Origin of the sequence: Serratia sp. Res13-Sevr-LER1-36-b (assembly GCF_015673035.1) — a bacterium.
GTDB lineage: Bacteria > Pseudomonadota > Gammaproteobacteria > Enterobacterales > Enterobacteriaceae > Chania > Chania fonticola_C.
This window is the reverse complement of the sequence record NZ_JADACK010000021.1, coordinates 115,714-135,740: the sequence shown is the minus strand read 5'-3', so window position 1 is coordinate 135,740 and position 20,027 is coordinate 115,714. Positions and strand designations below refer to the sequence as shown.

Genomic DNA, 20,027 nt, shown 5'->3' with positions numbered 1-20,027 from the left:
CCTAGTTGCGATACAGTACCTTGATGATGTGATAGCCGAACTGGGTTTTCACCGGGCCATAGGGCTTGAGCAACGGGATGCTGAACACCGCCTTATCGAAGGCAGCGACCATAGTCCCCTTGTTGAACTCACCCAGGGAGCCGCCGTTGCGTTTGGACGGGCAGCTCGAGTATTTGCGCGCCAGCGTATCAAAGCTGACGCCGCGCTTGAGTTTGGCCAACAGCTCGTTGGCCAGTGTTTCGTTATCCACCAGAATGTGCAGGGCACTAGCGGTCTTTGCCATCTTGATTTCCAATTAGTCGTGTAGAATTTGCCGCCATTATACCTGTTAAATCTGAGTGGCGCTTTCTGCTACAATCCTTCTCCCCAGCACACCAATATTGAGCAATAAAGCGCCATGCGATTAAACCCCAGCCAACAACAAGCCGTCGAATTCGTTACCGGGCCTTGCCTGGTGCTGGCCGGTGCCGGTTCCGGCAAAACGCGTGTGATCACCAATAAAATCGCCCACCTGATCCACCAATGTGGCTATCAGGCCCGGCATATTGCCGCCGTAACCTTCACCAACAAAGCGGCGCGTGAGATGAAAGAGCGTGTGGCGCAAACCATGGGGCGCAAAGAGTCACGTGGCCTGATGATCTCCACCTTCCATACGCTGGGGCTGGAAGTGATCAAACGCGAATACGCCGCGTTGGGGATGAAGTCCAACTTCTCGCTGTTTGACGATCAAGACCAACTGGCGTTGTTGAAGGAACTGACCGAGAAGTGGCTGGAAAACGACAAGACTCTGGTGGCACAGCTGATCTCGACCATTTCCAACTGGAAGAACGATCTGGTGGATCCACAACGGGCAATGGGGCTGGCGCGCTCCGAGCGGGACAAACTGTTCGCCCATTGCTACGGGCTGTATCACGACCACATGAGGGCCTGTAACGTCCTGGATTTTGACGATCTGATCCTGCTGCCCACCTTGTTGCTACAGCGTAATGAGGAGGTGCGTGAGCGCTGGCAGAACCGTATCCGCTACCTGCTGGTGGATGAATATCAGGACACCAACACCAGCCAGTACGAACTGGTGAAACTGCTGGTGGGTAACCGCGCACGCTTTACCGTAGTGGGGGATGACGATCAGTCGATCTACTCCTGGCGTGGAGCACGTCCGCAGAACCTGGTACTGCTAAAGGAAGATTTCCCGGCGTTACAGGTGATCAAGCTGGAGCAGAACTACCGTTCCAGCGAACGTATTTTGAAGGCCGCCAATATCCTGATTGCCAACAACCCGCACGTCTTTGAAAAACGCCTGTTCTCCGAACTGGGCTACGGCGAAGAGTTGAAGGTGGTCACGGCCAACAATGAAGATCACGAGGCCGAGCGGGTGGTGGGGGAACTGATCGCCCATCACTTTGTGAAGAAAACCAACTACGGCGACTATGCGATCCTCTATCGCGGAAACCACCAGTCGCGGCTGTTTGAAAAAATGCTGATGCAGAACCGCATTCCGTACAAGATTTCTGGCGGCACGTCGTTCTTCTCGCGCCCGGAAATCAAGGATTTGCTGGCCTATCTGCGGGTTTTGACCAACCAGGATGACGACAGCGCCTTCCTGCGTATCGTCAATACGCCGAAGCGGGAAATCGGCCCGGCGACGCTGCAAAAATTGGGGGAGTGGGCCAATCAGCGTAACAAGAGCCTGTTCAGCGCCAGCTTCGATCTTGGCCTGGGCCAGTATCTGACCGGACGGGGGCTGGAGTCTTTACAGCGTTTCACCCACTGGATGGAAGGTATCATCCAGATGGTGGAGCGTGAACCGGTGGCAGCGGTGCGCGATCTGATCCGCGGCATCGACTATGAAAGCTGGCTGTTTGAAACCTCGCCCAGCCCGAAAGCGGCCGAAATGCGCATGAAAAACGTCAACACGCTGTTTGGCTGGATGACCGAGATGCTGGAAGGCAACGATCTGGACGAACCGATGACGCTGACCCAGGTGGTCACGCGCTTTACGTTGCGTGACATGATGGAGCGCGGCGAAAGTGACGAAGAGTTGGATCAGGTACAACTGATGACTCTGCATGCTTCCAAGGGGCTGGAGTTCCCCTATGTGTTCCTGGTGGGGATGGAAGAGGGGTTATTGCCGCATCAGAGCAGCATTGACGAGGATAATGTCGATGAAGAGCGGCGTTTGGCCTATGTGGGGATCACTCGAGCCCAGAAAGAGCTGATTTTCACCCTGTGTCGCGAACGTCGCCAATACGGTGAGCTGGTGCGGCCGGAACCCAGCCGTTTCCTGTTGGAACTGCCGCAGGACGATCTGGCCTGGGAGTCGGAACGTAAGGTGGTCAGCCCGCAGGAGCGGATGGAGAAAGGCCAGAGCCATTTGGCCAGCGTGAAGGCGATGTTGGCCAAGGCCAAAGGCGGTAGCTGAGACTAGTTGCGAAGGCGTCTCAGACCGCTAACAAAAGCCTGCACTGGCTTCCTACACAGGGGCGCTGCGTGTGCCCTTTTAAGACTGCTCTTCCAAAAACAGTGGCCAGTGAGCATAGCTCTGCCAGTGGCTTTCCTGATCCAACGCCTCTGCGCGCAGCGGATGTCGCTCTAACCAGCCGTGCGGCAAAATCACATGCAACTCTTCATCGTTTGCACGCAGGCGTACTGCGGGAAGGGTATCGTCACGGCGGCGGCTGGCAAAGATGATGGCCAGACGTAACAGACGACACATGCGCTGTGCCACGCGGGGCGGCACGGCGTTTTGTTGGCTCAGCAGCGCCAGATCGAGGGCATTGCTTTGGTTTTGCAGCAGGGTGGCTAACAGTTTTTTCTGTGCTGGGGTAAAGCCGGGTAAATCTAGATGACTGACCAGATAGGCGGCGTGTTGAGGAGCCTGTTTGAAATCGACGCTCAGGCCGATTTCGTGGATCAGGCAGGCCGCATGCAGAAGCTCACGACATCGCGTATCCAATTGCCATTCGTTGGTGGTCTGCAAACAGAAGTTCGCGGCCAACTGGCTGACGCGTTCGGCCTGCTCGATATCCAGCAGGTAACGGCGTTGCAGGTTACGTAACGTGCGGCTGCGGATATCCTGCTCGACTGGCAGATGCAGCATGCCATACACCAGCCCTTCGCGCAGAGCGCCACCGGCCAGCGTCATGCTTTCGATGCCTAACTCCTGGAAAATGGCCAGCAGTATCGACAGGCCGCTTGGGAACACCAAGGCACGTTCCAGCGTCAGGCCTTCGATTTCCAGCTCTTCCAGCTTGCCACACTGAATGGCGCGTTGTTTCAACTGCCGCAGCTTGGGCAGGGTAATACGTTCGTCCATCCCCTGCGCCACCATGATTTCCTGTAGCGCTTGCACGGTACCGGAGGCGCCGACGCAAATCTGCCAGCCATGTTGACGAAGTTGTGGGGCGATCGGCCGCACCATTTCACGCGCGGCCTGTTCGGCGGCTTCGAAGTTATCCCGCTCCAGATTGCGATCGCTGAAGAAGCGTTCGAGCCAGGTGACACAGCCCATCGAAAGGCTGTACAGCTGCGCGGCCTGCGCCCCTGTACCTACGACCAACTCCGTGCTGCCACCCCCGATATCGACCACCAGACGCCGATCCGGGCCGCCTGTGGTGTGGGCAACGCCGTGGTAAATCAGGCGGGCTTCTTCTTCGCCGCTGATGACCTGAACGGGGCAGCCAAGGATAGTTTCGGCGGTTTGCAGGAATTCGGCCGCGTTATTGGCCAGGCGCAGCGTTGCGGTGGCGACGACCCGAATTTGATCGCGCGGGATATCCTGCAAGCGTTCTGAGAACAGCCGCAAACATTGCCAGCCACGCTGCATGGCTTCCTGTGACAGGTGATTGTGCTGATCCAGCCCGGCCGCCAGGCGCACTTTGCGCTTGATGCGAGCCAGCGTCTGGATACTGCCAGCCACCTCACGTACCACCAACATATGGAAACTGTTGGAACCCAGATCGATGGCGGCATAGAGGGTGCTGGAACCTGGCATAGTTGTCTATTAGCCTGAACGTTTACGGTTGTTACGTGGCGCACCACCACGACGTGGCGCGGAAGAGTTACGGCGTGGGCCGTTGTTGCCACGTGGGCGCACAAGGCGCTTCGGTGCTGGCAGATCGCTCAGCAGCGCATCGCTGTTGTACTTGCTCACAGGAATGCTGTGGCCGGTATAAGTCTCGATGGCTGGCAGGTTAAGCGCGTACTCTTCACAGGCCAGGCTGATGGAGTGACCGCTTTCGCCCGCGCGGCCAGTACGGCCAATGCGGTGCACGTAGTCTTCGCAGTCGTCCGGCAGATCGTAGTTGAAGACGTGAGTCACCAACGGGATATGCAGGCCGCGTGCGGCGACATCGGTGGCGACCAGGATATCCAGGTTACCCTTGGTGAAGTCGTCCAGAATACGCAGGCGTTTTTTCTGCGCCACGTCGCCGGTCAGCAAGCCTACGCGGTGACCGTCCGCAGCCAGATGGCCCCAGATGTCCTCACAGCGGTGCTTGGTGTTGGCGAAGATGATGCAGCGATCCGGCCACTCTTCCTCGATCAGCGTCTGCAGCAGGCGCATTTTTTCTTCGTTGGAAGGGTAGAACAGCTCTTCCTGAATGCGGTGGCCAGTTTTCTGTTCCGGTTCAACTTCCACATATTCGGCATTGTTCATCTGCTCAAAGGCCAGTTCGCGTACGCGATAGGACAGGGTGGCAGAGAACAGCATGTTCAGGCGTTGATCGACCGCAGGCATGCGGCGGAACAGCCAGCGGATATCTTTGATAAAGCCCAGATCGTACATGCGGTCGGCTTCATCGAGCACCACAACCTGGATCGCACCCAGATCGATATAGTTTTGTTTGGCGTAGTCGATTAAACGGCCGGTGGTCCCCACCAGAATATCTACGCCGCTTTCCAGCACTTTCAGCTGTTTGTCATAGCCATCGCCGCCGTAGGCCAGGCCAAGCTTCAACCCGGTAGACTGCGACAGAGCTTCTGCATCGGAATGGATCTGCACCGCCAGTTCACGCGTAGGCGCCATGATCAAGGCGCGCGGCTGGTTGGTCTGGCGACCTTCTTTCGCCGGGTGGGACAGCAAATAGTGAAAAGTAGACGCTAAAAATGCCAGCGTCTTTCCGGTACCGGTTTGCGCCTGACCTGCAACGTCGCGCCCACTGAGGGTGAGCGGCAATGCTAACGCCTGGATGGGCGTGCAGTTGTGAAACCCTTTTTTCTCAAGGGCTTCAAGGACTAACGGGTGCAGGGCGAAGTCGGAAAACTTCTGTTCGGTCAAGTGTGTTTTGCTCATAGTGTGGTAGAATATCAGCTAACTATTGCTTTACGAAAGCATATCCGTTGAAATAAAAGCGGTGAAATAAAATCACCTGAGTTGGTTTGATGCTACACCAACAAGGTAGACCTAATCCTGTGGAGTAGAACATGAGCGATAAAATTATTCACCTGACTGACGACAGCTTCGATTCCGATGTGCTGAAAGCCGAAGGGCCAATCCTGGTCGATTTCTGGGCTGAATGGTGTGGTCCGTGCAAGATGATTGCTCCGATCCTCGACGAGATTGCCGAAGAGTTCGCCGGCAAGTTGACCATTACCAAACTGAACATCGATCAAAACCCGCTTACCGCGCCTAAATACGGCATCCGCGGTATCCCGACGCTGTTGTTGTTCAAGAACGGTGAAGTGGCAGCGACCAAGGTCGGCGCGCTGTCCAAGGGCCAGCTCAAAGAGTTCCTGGACGCGAATCTGTAATTAGGGCGGGAAGCCCCGTGACGGGCGTCTGGAGGGGGATTTTCATTCACCGCTAGACGCCTGCCAAGAAGCGTGTTAAGTTTAACCATACTGCATTCTGAACTTGCCATAAGTATTAAATCTAAAGAGTCTGAATCTAAGCATTACTCTACGTTGAACCATCGGCACTAGCATTTTACTGTGAACCTAGCCCGTGTTTTGACGATCAAGCGGTTTTACAAAAAAATCAGTTTTAAGGCACCTTCGATCTTAAACCGTCAGCGTGTGCGCCCCAGCTAAGCCATTTCTTACTGCGGCGGCCCAGCAGCCCGGCGATCGAACGTCCAGTAACAGGCACGCATACCCTATGAATTTCACGTTGTAGCTTGAAAGGTTATGGGTATAACACGCTGCCATACCATTCACGATACTAGTTCGAGACACACCCCGAGTTTAAGAACCCCCACTATGAATCTTACCGAATTAAAGAATACGCCGGTTTCTGAGCTGATTACTCTCGGCGAAAATATGGGGCTGGAAAACCTGGCCCGCCTGCGCAAACAGGACATTATCTTCTCTATACTCAAGCAACATGCGAAAAGCGGAGAAGATATCTTCGGTGATGGCGTGCTGGAGATATTGCAGGATGGATTTGGTTTCCTCCGTTCCGGAGACAGTTCCTACCTCGCAGGCCCCGACGATATCTACGTTTCTCCCAGCCAAATCCGCCGCTTCAACCTCCGCACAGGTGACACCATTTCCGGTAAGATTCGTCCGCCAAAAGAAGGCGAGCGCTATTTTGCCCTGTTGAAAGTTAACGAAGTCAACTACGACAAACCGGAAAACGCCCGTAACAAGATCCTGTTCGAAAACCTGACGCCGCTGCACGCCAACTCACGTTTGCGTATGGAGCGCGGCAACGGCTCTACCGAAGATCTGACGGCTCGCGTACTGGATCTGGCAGCGCCAATCGGTCGTGGCCAGCGTGGCCTGATTGTGGCACCGCCGAAAGCCGGTAAAACCATGCTGCTGCAAAACATTGCGCAGAGCATCGCATACAACCATCCAGACTGCGTGCTGATGGTGTTGCTGATCGACGAACGTCCGGAAGAAGTGACCGAGATGCAACGTCTGGTAAAAGGCGAAGTCATCGCTTCTACCTTTGACGAACCCGCATCCCGCCACGTACAGGTTGCCGAAATGGTGATCGAGAAAGCCAAGCGCCTGGTCGAACACAAAAAAGACGTGATCATCCTGCTGGACTCCATCACCCGTCTGGCGCGTGCCTACAACACCGTAGTACCTGCCTCAGGCAAAGTGCTGACCGGTGGTGTGGATGCGAACGCCCTGCATCGTCCGAAGCGTTTCTTCGGTGCGGCTCGTAACGTTGAGGAAGGCGGCAGCCTGACCATCATCGCTACCGCACTGGTCGATACCGGTTCGAAGATGGACGAAGTGATCTACGAAGAGTTTAAAGGTACGGGTAACATGGAACTGCATCTGGCGCGTAAAATCGCCGAGAAGCGCGTGTTCCCTGCTATCGATTACAACCGTTCCGGTACGCGTAAAGAAGAGTTGCTCACCACCTCTGAAGAACTGCAGAAGATGTGGATCCTGCGCAAGATCATTCACCCAATGGGCGAGATCGACGCGATGGAGTTCCTCATTAACAAGTTGGCGATGACCAAAACCAACGATGAATTCTTCGACATGATGAAACGCTCATAAATAAGTAAAATATTCGAGGAACGCCACGCCTAGTCGTGGCGTTTTTTGCTTTTGGCGGATACGATAAGTAACAGTAAAGGAAAGTAAGTTATTCTTGTGACTTATTGAGAACTTATCTTATTTGCGCCCGTTTTTGCGTTAATGCGTTGAAGCAAGACACGTTTTGGGCATTGATAAGTGTCTATGTCATAGGAAATGACTGAAAGGTCGCTTGGTCATGTGGCGCGGTTTTTTACCCATGTTAAGCTGCCTCATCTTCTTCAGAGATTTGTTAACCGTGAACTTACTCACCATGAGTACTGAAATTCTTTTTGTTTTTCTGTTTTCTCTGGCTTTTTTATTTGTTGCTCGCAAGGCAGCAAAACCTATTGGTTTGGTTGATAAGCCTAATTATCGCAAACGTCATCAGGGGCTGATCCCGCTGGTGGGTGGGATTTCTGTTTACGCTGGCATCTGCTTTGCCTTCCTGATCACCGACCAGACGATTGCGCACAGCAAACTCTATCTCACCTGCGCCGGTGTCCTGGTATTCGTCGGGGCGCTGGACGATCGCTTCGATATTAGCGTCAAGATCCGCGCCACCATTCAGGCACTGGTCGGTATCGCCATGATGGTGTTTGCTGGCCTTTATCTGCGCAGCCTCGGCTATGTGTTTGGTGGCTGGGAAATGCAGTTGGGGCCGTTTGGCTATTTGGTGACGCTGTTTGCCGTTTGGGCGGCGATTAACGCCTTTAACATGGTCGACGGTATCGACGGCCTGCTCGGCGGTCTCTCCTGCGTGTCGTTCGGCGCAATGGGGATCCTGCTGTATCAAGGCGGCCATAGCGAGCTTGCCTTCTGGTGTTTCGCCATGCTGGCGGCCATTGTTCCCTATATTCTGCTCAACCTCGGCATCCTTGGCCGTCGCTATAAGGTCTTTATGGGTGACGCCGGCAGTACGCTGATCGGTTTTACCGCCATCTGGCTGCTGGTGCAAAGCTCGCAAGGGCCAAACCATCCGATCAAACCGGTCACCGCGCTGTGGATTATCGCCATCCCGCTGATGGATATGATTGCCATCATGTATCGCCGTCTGCGTAAGGGCATGAGCCCGTTCTCGCCAGACCGTCAACACATCCACCATTTGATTATGCGAGCGGGCTTTACGCCTCGTCAGGCTTTTGTGCTCATCACCTTGGCCGCAGCGCTGTTGGCGGCGGTTGGCGTGATAGGCGAACGTCTGACTTTCATACCTGAATGGGTTATGTTGGCATTATTCTTGCTTGCATTCTTCTTGTATGGCTATTGCATTAAACGTGCATGGCGGGTTGCGCGCTATATCAAACGTCTCAAGCGCCGCCTGCGGAATGCAACGAACAATAAGCAAGTACCTTAACCTGAGGCTTTAGGGCAGTGATGAATCCTGAAACAACGTCTGACAAGAATACCCCGGTGGTCGATAACGAACTCGATATCCGCGGTTTATGCTGCACCCTGTGGCGCGGCAAAAAATGGATTATCGGTTTCGCGGTGTTGTTTGCTGCCGTCGCGCTGATCGTTTCCTACCTGGTGAAACAGGAGTGGAGCGCCACGGCGATCACCGATAAGCCAACGGTGAATGCGCTGGGGGGATATTACTCTCAGCAGCAGTTCCTGCGTAACCTGGATCAGCGCACGCTGCCTGCGGTTGCCAGCGATCAGCCAAGCATCGCCGATGAAGCCTATAATGAATTTATCATGCAGTTGGCCGCTTATGACACGCGCCGTGATTTCTGGCTGCAAAGCGATTACTACAAACAGCGCCAGGAAGGGGATGCCCGTGCCGATGCGGCGTTGCTTGATGATCTGATTAACAATATTCAGTTCACGCCGCGCGACGACAAAAAAGTGCTGAATGACAGCGTGAAACTCACCGCCGAGACCGCGCCAGACTCCAACCATCTGTTGCGTCAGTATGTTGCCTTTGCCAGCCACCGTGCGGCGCAGCATCTGAATGAAGAGATCCAGGGAGCCTGGGCGGCGCGTACCACCTCGATGAGTGCACAGGTCAAACGCCAGGAAGCGGTAGCCGATGCGATGTATCAGCGTGAGCTCAAGACCGTGCAGCAGGCGCTGAAAATCGCCGAGCAGCAGGGGATTAGCCGTACGCAGACCGATACGCCAGCCGAACAGCTGCCAGACTCCGATCTGTTCCTGTTGGGCAAACCCATGCTGCAGGCACGCCTGGAAGGTTTACAGGCTTCCGGCCCGGCTTACGATGTGAGTTACGATCAGAATCGGGCCATGCTGGCAACTTTGAACGTCGGCCCGACGTTAGATGCCAAATTCCAGACCTACCGCTATTTACGTACGCCGGAAGAGCCGGTGAAACGTGATAGCCCACGCCGGGTATTCTGGCTGATTATGTGGGGCGCAATCGGTGGCCTGATTGGTGCGGGCGTTGCCTTGGTACGCCGGCCACGTAGTTAATCAATAATATAATAATTTCGCTGTTGGGCACTGAGTGCCCAACTTTGCAGGTTCGCCTGCACTTCACCGACCAAAAGAGATTCGCTGTGAAAGTGTTGACTGTTTTTGGCACCAGACCGGAAGCCATCAAAATGGCACCTCTGGTACATGCTCTGGCTCAGGATGATGCCTTTGAGTCAAGAGTCTGCGTTACGGCACAGCATCGCGAGATGCTGGATCAGGTACTGCGTTTGTTTGAAATCGTACCGGATTACGACCTGAATATTATGAAACCGGGCCAGGGGCTGAGTGAAATCACCTGCCGCATTCTGGAAGGGATCAAAGGCGTACTGGAGGACTTCAAGCCGGACGTGGTGTTGGTTCACGGTGACACGACGACCACCATGGCGACCAGCCTGGCGGCGTTTTATCAGCGTATCCCGGTGGGGCATGTGGAAGCGGGCCTGCGTACCGGTAATCTCTATTCTCCGTGGCCTGAAGAGGCCAACCGCAAGTTGACGGGGCATTTGGCGATGTATCACTTCTCGCCAACCGAAAATTCACGGCAGAACCTGTTACGTGAATCGCTGCGGGACGACCATATTTTCGTCACGGGCAACACCGTGATCGATGCATTGCTGTGGGTGCGCGACCGCATCATGCACAACCCAGAGCTACGCAGCAGCCTTGACCAGCGTTATCCTTTCCTGGATGCCAACAAAAAGCTGATCCTGGTGACTGGGCACCGCCGCGAAAGCTTCGGCGGTGGGTTCGAGCGCATCTGTAGCGCCTTGGCCGAGATTGCTCTTCAGCATCCTGATGTGCAGGTGGTGTATCCAGTGCACCTCAATCCGAACGTCAGCGAGCCGGTCAACCGTATTTTGAAGGGGATCGATAACATCATTCTGATCGATCCGCAGGATTACCTGCCGTTTGTCTATCTGATGACGCGATCTTATCTGATCCTGACCGACTCAGGCGGCATTCAGGAAGAGGCGCCATCGCTGGGTAAACCGGTGTTGGTGATGCGTGATACCACCGAGCGGCCAGAAGCGGTAGATGCCGGCACGGTACAGCTGGTGGGAACGGATGTAGCTAAAATTGTTGATGCGGTAACCCGGTTATTGACAGACGAAGGCGAATACCACGCCATGAGCCGGGCGCATAACCCGTACGGTGACGGGCATGCCTGCCAACGTATCCTCGAAGCTTTAAAGAATCATCAGGTGACACTATGAGTTTTAACACTATTTCAGTTATTGGCCTGGGTTATATCGGTTTGCCAACGGCGGCGGCGTTTGCTTCCCGCAAGAAAAAAGTGGTGGGCGTAGATGTTAACCAGCACGCGGTAGATACCATTAACCGCGGTGCCATCCACATCGTCGAACCTGATTTGGATCGCGTGGTAAAAGAAGCGGTAGAAGGCGGTTACCTGCAGGCGGTGACTAAACCGCTGGCGGCCGATGCGTTCCTGATCGCCGTACCCACGCCGTTCAAAGGGGATCACGAACCCGATCTGGCCTATGTTGAAGCCGCCGCCAAGTCATTGGCACCGGTACTGAAAAAAGGCGACCTGGTGATCCTGGAGTCTACTTCACCGGTGGGCGCTACCGAGCAGATGGCTCTGTGGCTGGCAGAGGCGCGTAGCGATCTGAGTTTCCCGCAGGATGCCGGTGAGCAGGCCGACGTGAACATTGCCTACTGCCCTGAGCGCGTGCTGCCTGGGCAGGTAATGGTTGAGCTGATCCAGAACGACCGCGTGATTGGCGGGATGACGCCAAAATGCTCCGAGCGCGCCAGCGCGCTGTACAAGATTTTCCTCGAAGGTGAGTGTGTGATCACCAACTCGCGCACCGCCGAGATGTGCAAACTGACGGAAAACAGCTTCCGCGACGTTAACATCGCGTTTGCCAACGAGCTTTCGCTGATCTGTGCCGAGCAAGGCATTAACGTGTGGGAACTGATCCGCCTGGCCAACCGCCACCCGCGCGTCAACATTCTGCAACCTGGCCCAGGCGTGGGCGGGCACTGTATCGCCGTTGATCCTTGGTTCATCGTGGCACAGAACCCGCAACAGGCTCGTCTGATCCATACTGCGCGCCTGGTTAACGACGGCAAACCGCTCTGGGTGGTCGATCAAGTCAAGGCAGCCGTGGCAGATTGCCTGGCGGCCACTAACAAGCGCGCTTCTGAAGTGAAAATTGCCTGCTTCGGTTTGGCGTTCAAACCCAATATCGACGACCTGCGTGAAAGCCCGGCGGTTGAAGTGGCTCACCTGATTGCAGATTGGCACGTGGGTGAAACCCTGGCGGTCGAGCCTAACGTTGAGCAATTGCCGAAGTCACTGGCGGGCCACGTTACGCTGAAAAAACTGCCTGAGGCCTTACAGCAGGCGGATGTGATCGTGATGCTGGTCGATCATAAAGAATTCAAGGCCATCAGGCTGGAAGAGATTAAGCAGTCCTGGATCGTGGACACCAAAGGAGTTTGGCGTTGAAACGTATTTTGGTCACTGGCGGGGCCGGATTTATCGGCTCTGCCGTAGTAAGACACATCATCGAGGGTACCCGCGACAGCGTGGTGGTGGTTGATAAGCTCACCTATGCCGGTAACCTGGAGTCGCTGGCGGGTGTGGCGGACAACGAGCGCTATGCTTTCGAGCAGGTAGATATCTGTGACCGTGCCGCACTGGACCGCGTATTTGCGCAGTACCAGCCGGATTTCGTGATGCACCTGGCGGCAGAAAGCCACGTTGACCGCTCGATCGACGGCCCGGCGGCCTTTATCGAAACCAACATAGTGGGCACTTACACCATGCTGGAGGCTGCCCGTCATTATTGGCAGGCGCTGGCGGCAGAGAAAAAGCAGGCTTTCCGCTTCCATCATATCTCTACCGATGAGGTGTACGGCGACCTGCACGGCACCGACGATCTGTTTACCGAAACTACGCCTTACGCGCCAAGCAGCCCGTATTCCGCCTCCAAGGCCTCGAGCGACCACCTGGTGCGCGCCTGGCTGCGTACCTACGGTTTCCCCACCGTCGTGACTAACTGCTCCAACAACTACGGCCCTTACCACTTCCCAGAGAAGCTGGTGCCGCTGGTGATCCTTAATGCCATCTCCGGCAAACCGCTGCCGGTCTACGGCGACGGGGCGCAGGTGCGTGACTGGCTGTTTGTGGAAGACCATGCGCGGGCGTTATATCAGGTGGTGACAGAAGGTGTGATTGGGGAAACCTATAACATCGGTGGCCACAACGAACGCAAAAATATCGAAGTGGTACAGACTATCTGCGATCTGCTGGAAGAGCTGGCACCGAACAAGCCGCAGGGCGTGGCGAAATATCGCGATCTGATCACCTACGTTAAAGATCGCCCTGGCCACGATATGCGCTATGCCATCGACGCGGGCAAAATTGAACGTGAACTGGGTTGGCGCCCACAGGAAACCTTTGAAAGCGGCATCCGCAAGACGGTTTCCTGGTATCTGAACAATGAAACCTGGTGGCGCCGAGTGCAAGACGGGTCTTATGCCGGGGAACGTTTAGGCTTAAGCCAGTAATACCCTTCATCTTTCAGGCCACAGCGTTGTTGGCTGCGTACGTCAACCCCAGTCACTTATTATGTATAAGCTCCTGGGGACTGACGTACTTGCCGCCTGGCTGTGGCTCGAAATCTATTGGGTATGTTTACTTAACGTATGGCAAAAAGAACTTTCGCGTAACGAAGGTGAGTCAGGAGTGACGATGAAAGGTATTATTCTAGCCGGCGGTTCGGGGACGCGTTTACACCCGATCACCCGCGGCGTCTCCAAGCAGTTGCTGCCCATTTACGATAAACCGATGATTTACTATCCGCTCTCGGTGCTGATGCTGGCCGGGATCCGCGATATTCTGATTATCTCTACGCCAGAAGATCTGCCCTCGTTTCGCCGTTTGCTGGGCAGCGGTGAAGAGTTTGGCATCAACCTCAGCTACGCCGAACAACCGAGCCCGGACGGGTTGGCGCAGGCCTTCCTGATTGGCGAAGAGTTTATCGGCGGTGAGCCGTGCTGCCTGGTGCTGGGCGACAATATCTACTTCGGCCAGGGCTTCAGCCCGAAACTGAAAAGCGTGGTTCAGGGTCTGAAAGGTGCCACGGTATTTGGTTACCAGGTCATGGACCCAGAGCGCTTTGGCGTAGTGGAGTTCGACGATAACTTCCGCGCGCTGTCGATTGAAGAAAAGCCGCTGAAGCCAAAGTCCAATTGGGCGGTCACCGGCCTTTATTTCTATGACAACCAGGTGGTGGATTTCGCCAAGCAGGTGAAGCCTTCCGAACGTGGCGAGCTGGAGATCACCAGCATCAACCAGATGTATCTGGAACGTGGCGAATTGAGCGTCGAGCTGCTGGGGCGTGGTTTTGCCTGGCTCGATACCGGCACCCACGACAGCCTGATCGAAGCCAGTACCTTTGTGCAGACGGTAGAGAAGCGCCAGGGGTTCAAGATTGCCTGTCTGGAAGAGATCGCCTGGCGTAACGGCTGGCTGGATGATGATGGCGTAAGACGCTCGGCGCAGGCGTTAGCCAAAACCGGCTATGGCAAATACTTACTGGATTTACTGCATGTCCGTCCACGCCAATATTGAGCCTTTGGGTTGGGAAAGCGAGTATTTCCAACTCTCTAGCGCCAAACTGCATTTTGACGATGCGGCTCCCGCGCTGACGGCAACTGAACTGGATGCGTTTGCGCTGGTTCAGGCCAAGATCCCGGCTCAGCGCCTGGACTTGGCCGATGGTTTGGCTGGCGTGGGATTTCGGCTGGTAGAGGGCGAAGTGGACTTTGCCCTGGCAATTGGCACAGATTGTGCATTGAATTTACCGGCTATCCGCATCGCCCAGCCTGAAGATATTCCACTGTTGCGTTCGGTGGCGGCCAAGGTTTTTGCCGCCAGCCGTTTTCGCGCGCCTTGGTATCAGCCGCAGGACAGCGGGCGTTTTTACGCCACCTGGATTGAAAAAGCGGTGCTGGGGACGTTTGACCATCAGTGCCTGCTTGTGCTGGGCAGCGATGGGGAGCCTGAAGGGTTTGTCAGCCTGCGTGATATCGGCCAGCAAGAGGCGCGTATCGGCCTGCTGGCGGCATTCCCAGGTGTACAAGGTAAAGGGACCGGTTCTCGGCTGATGACTGCCGCGATCGCCTGGTGCCAGCAGCAACGGCTGCAGCGCCTGCGGATCGCGACTCAGATAAGTAATATTGCCGCGTTACGGCTCTATCAACGGCACGGTGCCACCCTAGAAAGCACCGCGTATTGGTTCTATAGAGGTTTACATGATCCCATTTAACGCTCCACCGGTTGTTGGCACGGAACTCGATTATATGCAGGCCGCGATGAGCAGCGGCAAACTCTGTGGTGACGGTGGTTTTACCCGTCGCTGCCAGCAGTGGATGGAACAGCATTTCGGCTGCCCGAAAGTGCTGCTGACGCCGTCTTGCACCGCGTCACTGGAAATGGCCGCCATCCTGCTGGATATCCAGCCGGGTGATGAAGTGATCATGCCGAGCTACACCTTCGTATCCACCGCTAACGCCTTTGTGCTGCGCGGGGCGGTGATGGTGTTTGTCGATCTGCGTCCAGACACCATGAACATCGATGAAACCAAGATTGAAGCGGCGATCACCGATAAAACCCGTGCCATCGTGCCGGTGCATTACGCTGGCGTGGCCTGCGAAATGGACACCATCATGGCGTTGGCGAAGAAGTACAACCTGATGGTGGTAGAAGATGCTGCGCAGGGCGTGATGTCGACCTATAAAGGCAAAGCCTTGGGCACCATCGGCCATATCGGCTGCTTCAGCTTCCATGAGACCAAAAACTACACCGCTGGCGGTGAAGGTGGCGCGACGCTGATTAACGACCCGGCTCTGATCGATCGTGCCGAAGTGATCCGTGAAAAAGGCACCAACCGCAGCCAGTTCTTCCGTGGTCAGGTGGACAAATATACCTGGCGCGATATTGGTTCCAGCTATCTGATGTCAGATCTGCAAGCCGCTTATCTGTGGGCGCAACTGGAAGCCGCCGAGACGATCAACCAGCGCCGCCTGAAGCTGTGGCAGAACTATTACGATGCCTTGAAACCGTTGGCGGCTGCGGGGCGTATCGCCTTGCCGGTCATACCGGCCAACTGCGTGCATAACGCCCATATGTTCTACATCAAGCTGAAAGACGTGCAGGATCGCACCGCGTTTATCGACTACCTGAAAGAAGCCGAAATCATGTCGGTGTTCCATTACATCCCGCTGCACGCCTGCCCGGCGGGTGAGAAGTTTGGCCGTTTCTCCGGCGAGGACCGCTTCACCACCAAAGAGAGCGAGCGCCTGGTGCGTCTGCCGCTGTTCTTTAACATGTCAGACGTCAATCAACGTACGGTGATCAATACCATCCTGAGCTTCCTCGCCTGATATGTCGCTGGCAAAAGCATCGATTTGGACCGCTGGCTCCACGCTGATCAAGATCGGCGTGGGGTTGCTGGTGGTAAAAATGTTGGCGGTGGCCTTCGGCCCCAGCGGTGTTGGGCAGGCGGGTAACTTCCGCCAGTTGATCACCGTGCTGGGCGTGCTGTCGGGTGCCGGGATTTTTAACGGTATCACCAAGTATGTGGCGGAATACCATCAGGATCCGCAGCGGTTGCGGATGGCGGTGGGTACCGCATCCAGCATCGTGCTGGGTTTCTCAACCCTGCTGGCGCTAGTGTTCCTGTTTGCTGCCGAGCCGATCAGCCGTGGGCTGTTTGGCCATGGTGACTATGTGAACGTGGTGCGGGCGGTGGCGTTTATCCAGATGGGGATTGCCTACGCCAACCTGTTCCTGGCGATCCTCAAAGGTTATCGCGATGCGATGGGTAACGCGCTGGCGGTGATCGCTGGCAGCCTGATCGGTGTGGTTGCCTTTACGCTATGCTTTAAGCTGGGCGGCTATGAAGGCGCGTTGGCCGGGCTGGCTCTGGTTCCCGCCCTGGTGGTGTTGCCTGCCGGTTTCATGCTGTGGCGGCGCAAGGCGCTGCCGCTGCGCTATCTGGCACTGGCCTGGGATAAGGCGCTGGCCAGCCATCTCGGTAAGTTTACCCTGATGGCGCTCATCACCTCCGTGACCTTGCCGGTCGCCTATGTAATGATGCGTAACCTGCTGGCAGAGCATTACGGCTGGGACGAAGTGGGGATCTGGCAAGGGGTGAGCAGTATCTCCGATGCCTACCTGCAGTTTATTACCGCTTCTTTCACCGTTTACCTGCTGCCAACGTTGTCGCGCCTGCAAGAGAAAAGCGCTATTTCGCGGGAGATCGTGCGCTCGCTGAAGTTTGTGCTGCCTGCGGTCGCCGCTGCCAGCTTTACCGTCTGGCTGCTGCGTGACTTCGCCATCTGGCTGCTGTTCTCAGAGAAATTCGTTGCCATGCGCGATCTGTTTGCCTGGCAACTGGTGGGGGACGTGCTGAAAGTCGGGGCCTACGTCTTTGGTTACCTGGTGATCGCCAAGGCGTCGTTACGTTTTTATATTCTGACAGAGGTCAGCCAGTTTGCCTTGCTGACGCTGTTCTCGCACTGGCTGATCCCACTGCACGGCGCATTAGGGGCAGCACAGGCCTATATGGCAACCTACATCGTGTATTTTGCGCTCTGTAGCTGCGTATTTATTCTTTATCGTAGACGAGTATGACCATACTAATCCACGTACTGGGATCTGATATCCCGCATCATAATCAGACGGTGCTGCGCTTCTTTAACGACGTGCTGGCCGAACGCCTGCCCGTAGAACAAGTGTGTCACTTCATGGTGGCAGCCAAAGACGTGGCCGCGTTGGGCCACTTTCCCAAACTGACCATCGAGTCTTTCCCCGGCAAAAAGAGCCTCGCAGAGGCCGTGATTGCCCGTGCCAAGGCCAACCGTGACAACCGCCTGTTCCTGCATGGCCAGTTTAACGCGGCGCTGTGGCTGGCCTTGCTGAGTGGCAAAATCAAGCCGCGCCAGGTGAGCTGGCATATCTGGGGGGCCGATCTGTATGAAAATGCCACCAGTTGGAAATATCGCCTGTTCTACGTGCTGCGCCGCATTGCCCAAGGGCGTATTGGCCACGTGTTTGCTACCCGAGGCGACCTGATCCACTACCAGCAGCGGCACGCGCGCGTTCCGGCCTCGCTGCTGTATTTCCCGACGCGGATGGACCCAGCGTTGACAGGCATCGAAGTCGAAAAGAACCTGGCCGGGCCGATGACCATCCTGGTGGGCAACTCTGGTGATACCACCAACCGCCATATCGAGGCGTTACAGGCGATCCATCAGCAATTTGGTGACAAAGTGCGGGTGATTTTGCCGATGGGCTATCCGGCCAATAACGACGCCTATATTGCCCAGGTGCGTGCGGCGGGCCTGAAGCTGTTCTCCGAGCAGAACCTGCAATTGCTGACCCAGCAGGTGGCGTTTGACGATTATCTCAATATCCTGCGTGAATGCGATCTCGGCTACTTCATTTTCGACCGCCAGCAGGGGATCGGTACGCTGTGCCTGTTGATCCAGTTTGGCGTGCCTTTTGTCCTGAGCCGCAAGAACCCATTCTGGCAGGACCTGGCCGAGCAGCATCTGCCGGTGCTGTTCTATGGCGATTCGCTGGATGAAGCCGTGGTGCGCGAATCACAGCGCCAGCTGGCAACGCTGGATAAGCAATCCATCGCCTTTTTCAATCCGAACTACGTGGATGGCTGGCAGCAGGCATTGGCGCTGGCGGCGGGGGAAAACCCATGACGCTGGCACAGTTTGGCGGGCTGTTTGTCGTCTATCTGATCGGGGCGCTGTTTGTGCTCACCCTGACCTATCAGGAGTTTCGGCGCGTCCGCTTCAACTTTAACGTCTTCTTTTCCCTGCTCTATCTGCTGACGTTTTACTTTGGCTTCCCGCTGACCTGCTTACTGGTGTTCCAGTTTGACGTGGCCGTGGTGCCGGTAGAGTTCCTGCTGTACGCCATTCTCTCCGCCACCGCCTTCTACGCGATTTACTACGTCAGCTACAAGACGCGGTTGCGTAAACGCACTGGTCAGCCGCATAAGCCGGTGTTCACCATGAACCGGGTTGAGACGCATATCACCTGGATATTGCTGGCGCTGGTGGCGATCGGCACCGTGGGCATCTTCTTTATGCAAAACGGCTTCCTGCTGTTCAAGCTCAACTCCTACAGCCAAATCTTCTCCAGCGATGTGTCAGGGGTGGCGCTCAAGCGCTTCTTCTACTTCTTCATCCCGGCGATGCTGGTGGTCTATTTCCTGAAGCAGGATCTGCGTGCCTGGTTCTTCTTCCTGGCGGCCACGGTGGCGTTTGGCATTCTGACCTACGTGATCGTGGGCGGTACCCGTGCCAACATCATCATCGCGTTCGCACTATTCCTGTTTATCGGCATTGTGCGCGGCTGGATCTCGCTGTGGATGCTGGTAGCCGCCGGGGTGTTTGGCATTGTCGGCATGTTCTGGCTGGCGTTAAAACGCTATAGCCTGGATGTCAGCGGCCCGGAAGCGTTCTACACTTTCCTGTATCTGACGCGTGATACCTTCTCGCCGTGGGAGAATCTGGGGCTGCTGCTGCAAAATTACGACAAGATCGATTTCCAGGGGCTGGCCCCGATCGTGCGTGATTTCTATGTCTTTATCCCTGCCTGGTTGTGGCCGGGGCGGCCTGATCTGGTGCTGAATACCGCCAACTACTTTACCTGGGAAGTGCTGGACAACCATTCCGGGCTGGCGATTTCCCCGACGCTGATTGGTTCGCTGGTGGTGATGGGTGGGGTGCTGTTTATCCCGCTGGGCGCCATTGTGGTGGGCCTGATCATCAAGTGGTTCGACTGGCTGTATGAGCTGGGCAAAAGTGAACAGAACCGCTTTAAGGCGGCGATTTTGCAAGGGTTCTGCTTTGGTGCGGTGTTTAATATCATCGTGCTGGCGCGTGAGGGGGTTGATTCCTTTGTCTCACGCGTGGTGTTCTTCTGCATCATTTTTGGTGCCTGCCTGGTATTGGCAAAATTACTGTACTGGCTGTTTGATGCTGCCGGGCTTATCAAGACTCGAATTATGCGCAAGCGCGCGTTGGCTCCCGTAGCCAACTCCCTTGTGCCAAGGTAATAG

At 55.7% G+C, this 20,027-nt stretch carries 17 protein-coding genes; 14 read left to right on the top strand and 3 right to left on the bottom strand.

Annotated elements, in window-relative coordinates:
• Window position 1: 1 nt before the first annotated feature.
• A complete protein-coding gene (gene ppiC / locus IMQ33_RS17445) occupies window positions 2–283 on the bottom strand; it encodes a peptidylprolyl isomerase PpiC (protein WP_021181563.1) in 282 nt (93 codons plus the stop codon).
• Window positions 284–397: 114 nt separating this feature from the next.
• On the opposite strand from ppiC, the gene rep reads away from it, so the two are divergent.
• A complete protein-coding gene (gene rep, locus IMQ33_RS17440; protein WP_065684895.1) occupies window positions 398–2,422 on the top strand; it encodes a DNA helicase Rep in 2,025 nt (674 codons plus the stop codon).
• A gap of 78 nt (window positions 2,423–2,500) precedes the next feature.
• Here the strand turns inward: rep and ppx are convergent, their stop codons facing one another.
• Entirely contained in the window at window positions 2,501–3,994 is a 1,494-nt protein-coding gene (ppx, locus tag IMQ33_RS17435; RefSeq protein ID WP_065684894.1) for an exopolyphosphatase, read from the bottom strand.
• 9 nt (window positions 3,995–4,003) lie between these two features.
• Entirely contained in the window at window positions 4,004–5,293 is a 1,290-nt protein-coding gene (gene rhlB / locus IMQ33_RS17430) for an ATP-dependent RNA helicase RhlB (RefSeq protein WP_024484189.1), read from the bottom strand.
• A 131-nt stretch (window positions 5,294–5,424) separates the two neighbouring features.
• Between rhlB and trxA the strand changes: the two genes are divergently transcribed.
• The 13 genes from trxA (at window position 5,425) to wzyE (ending at window position 20,024) form a co-directional block, all read left to right on the top strand.
• Complete coding sequence (trxA, locus tag IMQ33_RS17425; RefSeq protein ID WP_021181559.1) at window positions 5,425–5,751, top strand: thioredoxin TrxA; 327 nt, start codon at window positions 5,425–5,427, stop codon at window positions 5,749–5,751.
• A 447-nt stretch (window positions 5,752–6,198) separates the two neighbouring features.
• Window positions 6,199–7,458 (top strand): transcription termination factor Rho, encoded by a 1,260-nt coding sequence (gene rho, locus IMQ33_RS17420; RefSeq protein WP_021181558.1) that lies wholly within the window; start codon window positions 6,199–6,201, stop codon window positions 7,456–7,458.
• A gap of 277 nt (window positions 7,459–7,735) precedes the next feature.
• Window positions 7,736–8,833 (top strand): UDP-N-acetylglucosamine--undecaprenyl-phosphate N-acetylglucosaminephosphotransferase, encoded by a 1,098-nt coding sequence (wecA, locus tag IMQ33_RS17415; protein ID WP_024484187.1) that lies wholly within the window; start codon window positions 7,736–7,738, stop codon window positions 8,831–8,833.
• Between the two features lie 20 nt (window positions 8,834–8,853).
• Window positions 8,854–9,906, top strand: coding sequence for an ECA polysaccharide chain length modulation protein (gene wzzE / locus IMQ33_RS17410; protein ID WP_196062956.1), 1,053 nt, complete (start codon window positions 8,854–8,856; stop codon window positions 9,904–9,906).
• Between the two features lie 86 nt (window positions 9,907–9,992).
• A complete protein-coding gene (gene wecB / locus IMQ33_RS17405) occupies window positions 9,993–11,123 on the top strand; it encodes a non-hydrolyzing UDP-N-acetylglucosamine 2-epimerase (RefSeq protein WP_021181555.1) in 1,131 nt (376 codons plus the stop codon).
• A complete protein-coding gene (gene wecC / locus IMQ33_RS17400) occupies window positions 11,120–12,382 on the top strand; it encodes a UDP-N-acetyl-D-mannosamine dehydrogenase (RefSeq protein WP_196062955.1) in 1,263 nt (420 codons plus the stop codon). Before wecB ends, wecC begins: the two co-directional genes overlap by 4 nt.
• Entirely contained in the window at window positions 12,379–13,446 is a 1,068-nt protein-coding gene (gene rffG, locus IMQ33_RS17395; RefSeq protein ID WP_037434473.1) for a dTDP-glucose 4,6-dehydratase, read from the top strand. Before wecC ends, rffG begins: the two co-directional genes overlap by 4 nt.
• A 184-nt stretch (window positions 13,447–13,630) precedes the next feature.
• A complete protein-coding gene (rfbA, locus tag IMQ33_RS17390) occupies window positions 13,631–14,512 on the top strand; it encodes a glucose-1-phosphate thymidylyltransferase RfbA (protein ID WP_059199113.1) in 882 nt (293 codons plus the stop codon).
• Window positions 14,490–15,209 carry a dTDP-4-amino-4,6-dideoxy-D-galactose acyltransferase gene (rffC, locus tag IMQ33_RS17385; RefSeq protein WP_065684893.1) on the top strand — a complete coding sequence of 240 codons (720 nt, stop codon included), beginning with the start codon at window positions 14,490–14,492 and terminating at the stop codon, window positions 15,207–15,209. The genes rfbA and rffC overlap by 23 nt, the downstream gene beginning before the upstream one ends.
• Complete coding sequence (rffA, locus tag IMQ33_RS17380) at window positions 15,196–16,326, top strand: dTDP-4-amino-4,6-dideoxygalactose transaminase (protein ID WP_024484180.1); 1,131 nt, start codon at window positions 15,196–15,198, stop codon at window positions 16,324–16,326. Before rffC ends, rffA begins: the two co-directional genes overlap by 14 nt.
• A gap of 1 nt (window position 16,327) precedes the next feature.
• Complete coding sequence (wzxE, locus tag IMQ33_RS17375) at window positions 16,328–17,578, top strand: lipid III flippase WzxE (protein ID WP_059199111.1); 1,251 nt, start codon at window positions 16,328–16,330, stop codon at window positions 17,576–17,578.
• Window positions 17,575–18,660: a TDP-N-acetylfucosamine:lipid II N-acetylfucosaminyltransferase gene (locus IMQ33_RS17370; RefSeq protein WP_196062954.1), complete on the top strand. Its 1,086-nt coding sequence runs from the start codon at window positions 17,575–17,577 to the stop codon at window positions 18,658–18,660. The genes wzxE and IMQ33_RS17370 overlap by 4 nt, the downstream gene beginning before the upstream one ends.
• On the top strand, window positions 18,657–20,024 hold the full coding sequence (gene wzyE, locus IMQ33_RS17365) for an ECA oligosaccharide polymerase (RefSeq protein ID WP_024527809.1): 1,368 nt from the start codon (window positions 18,657–18,659) through the stop codon (window positions 20,022–20,024). Before IMQ33_RS17370 ends, wzyE begins: the two co-directional genes overlap by 4 nt.
• Window positions 20,025–20,027 lie beyond the last annotated feature (3 nt).